Source organism: Yoonia sp. (assembly GCF_030731595.1).
Taxonomy (GTDB): Bacteria; Pseudomonadota; Alphaproteobacteria; order Rhodobacterales; family Rhodobacteraceae; genus Yoonia.
In genome coordinates this window covers 1-2,305 of the sequence record NZ_JANQTS010000115.1, presented here as the reverse complement: position 1 = coordinate 2,305, position 2,305 = coordinate 1, and the positions used below count along the sequence as shown (strand labels likewise).

Genomic DNA, 2,305 nt, shown 5'->3' with positions numbered 1-2,305 from the left:
GCGTAATCAAGGAATTGTTCCAGCATCGCCTCGATGCGGGCAACCTGCCGGTCTGCCGAAATCAGAAGCTCCGGATCGGCTCCCTTCAACATGGCCAGCGACAGGCGCAGTTTGGTCAGCGGTGTGCGCAGGTCATGGCTGACACCGGCCAGCATGACCGACCTGTCCTTTTCGGCCTCCCGCATCTTGTCGGTCATGTCGTTTAGGGCGCGGGACACGGCGGCAACCTCGCGTGGACCGCTTTCATCGAGGGTTGACAGGCTGGTGGCGGCATCGATCTTTTCAACCTGTTGGGCAAGCGTCCTGAGAGGGCGGGCCAGGTGACGCTGCAGAATGAAGCCGCCGATCACGCTGGTCAGCAAAGAGACCGCAAAGACCGCTGAAATGACTTTGATCGGGTCGGGGGCCTGCAAGGCACGCAGCGACACCCAGATCGGCGGGTCACCATCCGAAAGCCGCGTCCAGAAGACGCTGTCTTCGCCGACGCGCCAGTCCTTCAACTCTGATCTTTCGCTTTCCGCGCGCAATTCGTTCAGAAAGACACGTTCAGCAAAGCTTCCGGGAGGGACGGAGTCGGGCGGTGGGGCGCTGCTGACCTTGACGTTGATATAGGGTTGATTGTCGATGCGCTGCAGCATCTCGACACGGTCCTGCGGGTCCATCCGCTCCACCGAAAAGGCCAGCACCTCTGCAAGGCCCCACGTGAAATTCGCTGCCCGCTGCGCCTCGGGCCGGATCACGAAGACCGCAATCAGGCTTAGCGAGAAAACCAGCGCGAAGAATGTCGTGCCCAACAGGACAAGGATATTCTGGCCAAGCAATGTCCTAATCATGGGACCCTGCAAACATGTAGCCAACCCCGCGCACCGTCTTGATGATCGTGGGGGCATCGCCACGGTCCCCGATGGCGCGGCGTAACCGGGTGATCTGAACATCAATCGCGCGGTCTGTGACCTCTGCTTCGCGGCCAAAGGCACGGTCGATCAGTTGCGCGCGGCTCAACGGGTGACCGGCGCTTTGCGCCAGCACCGCCAAGAGCGCGAATTCGCGGCTGGAAAGCTTGATGTCTTCGCCATTCTTGCGCACCGACATCTTGGCGATGTTGATCTCGATCGAACCCAGATGAAGGACCTGCGCGTTCATCACGGCGCTGTTTGTTCCGGCACGGCGCAGGATTGCGTTCAGGCGTGCCACCAGTTCGCGCGGCAGAAACGGTTTGCCAAGATAGTCATCGACACCCGTCTCCAACCCGACAATGCGGTCAATCGGGTCACCGCGCGCGGTCAGCATGATGATCGGGATCTGGTTGCCCTGGGCCCGCAAACGCCGACAGATGGCAAGGCCATCTTCACCGGGCATCATCAGATCCAGAACAATCGCGTCCGGCGGATTGCGCGACAGTTCCCGGTCCAGCGCGGCGGCGCCATCAACGGCGCGGGTTTCAAAGCCATGCTCGGCCAGGAACCGGGTCAGCAGTGACCGAAGTTCGGGGTCGTCGTCGACAACAATGATGCGATCCGCTTTCGTGGCCATGAAACGAGTGTTTCACTATTTTGCGTAGATTTGTAGCGAAGATGTTTCAAAATGCGACAAACGCGGCGGCGTGCAACACTTTGAAACACACTCGGCTCTAGTTGAAATACGCATGACATCCAACAGCCCTATGGTCCGTCCCACCCGGTTCCGACAATCCCGAAAGGACATGATCATGACGCCACCACTCACGCTTGCAAATGTACTCCTTTCAGGTGCAGGGCTGGCGCTGACAATTGCGTCGGCGCCAGCCATTGCGCAAACAGCGCCGTCGCCTCAGGACATGGCGGCCGCGAACTTTCGCATGGCCGATGTAGATGCAGACGGCAGGTTAAACGCAGCAGAATTCACAGCCTTCATCAACCTCAATGCCGCGCAAGACATCGGGCAGGCCAGCCGTGTCAAGAATGCCGGTGCCTATGACCGGGCCTTTGCCCGTCTTGATCAGAACGTGGACGGATTGGTCACGCCGGACGAATTGCCAAACGCCGGGAACTGACAGGTTCCCGCACCATTCCAGCCCGAGGTTTCCGACTGTGCGTTCAATTCTGACAAAGCTCTTGTTCCTGCCGCCCATTGCCATCGCACTGGTGGTGGTCAACTGGATGAACGCGCAACCGTCCGCGACGGCACAAGACCGGGCCGAGGTCGCTGTACCCGTCCGCAGCTTGACGGTAATGCCAGAGGAGATTTCGGCGGAGGTCGAAGGGTTTGGCCGGGTCGAGACCACCCGGACATGGTCCGGCGTGGCAGAGGTCGAAGGACGCCTGAT

4 protein-coding genes are annotated in these 2,305 nt (G+C 60.0%); 2 read left to right on the top strand and 2 right to left on the bottom strand.

Annotated elements, in window-relative coordinates:
* Together NWQ23_RS14195 and NWQ23_RS14190 are read right to left on the bottom strand one after the other, a co-directional pair.
* Positions 1 to 833, bottom strand: an 833-nt coding sequence (locus tag NWQ23_RS14195; protein ID WP_306167045.1) for a histidine kinase dimerization/phospho-acceptor domain-containing protein, incomplete at its 3' end; no start/stop codon positions are given.
* Positions 826 to 1,533, bottom strand: coding sequence for a response regulator (locus NWQ23_RS14190; protein ID WP_306167044.1), 708 nt, complete (start codon positions 1,531 to 1,533; stop codon positions 826 to 828). The genes NWQ23_RS14190 and NWQ23_RS14195, both read right to left, overlap by 8 nt.
* A gap of 175 nt (positions 1,534 to 1,708) precedes the next feature.
* Between NWQ23_RS14190 and NWQ23_RS14185 the strand changes: the two genes are divergently transcribed.
* Together NWQ23_RS14185 and NWQ23_RS14180 are read left to right on the top strand one after the other, a co-directional pair.
* Positions 1,709 to 2,032, top strand: a complete 324-nt coding sequence (locus NWQ23_RS14185) for a hypothetical protein (RefSeq protein WP_306167043.1) — start codon at positions 1,709 to 1,711, stop codon at positions 2,030 to 2,032.
* Positions 2,033 to 2,069: 37 nt separating this feature from the next.
* Positions 2,070 to 2,305, top strand: a 236-nt coding sequence (locus NWQ23_RS14180) for a hypothetical protein (RefSeq protein WP_306167042.1), incomplete at its 3' end; no start/stop codon positions are given.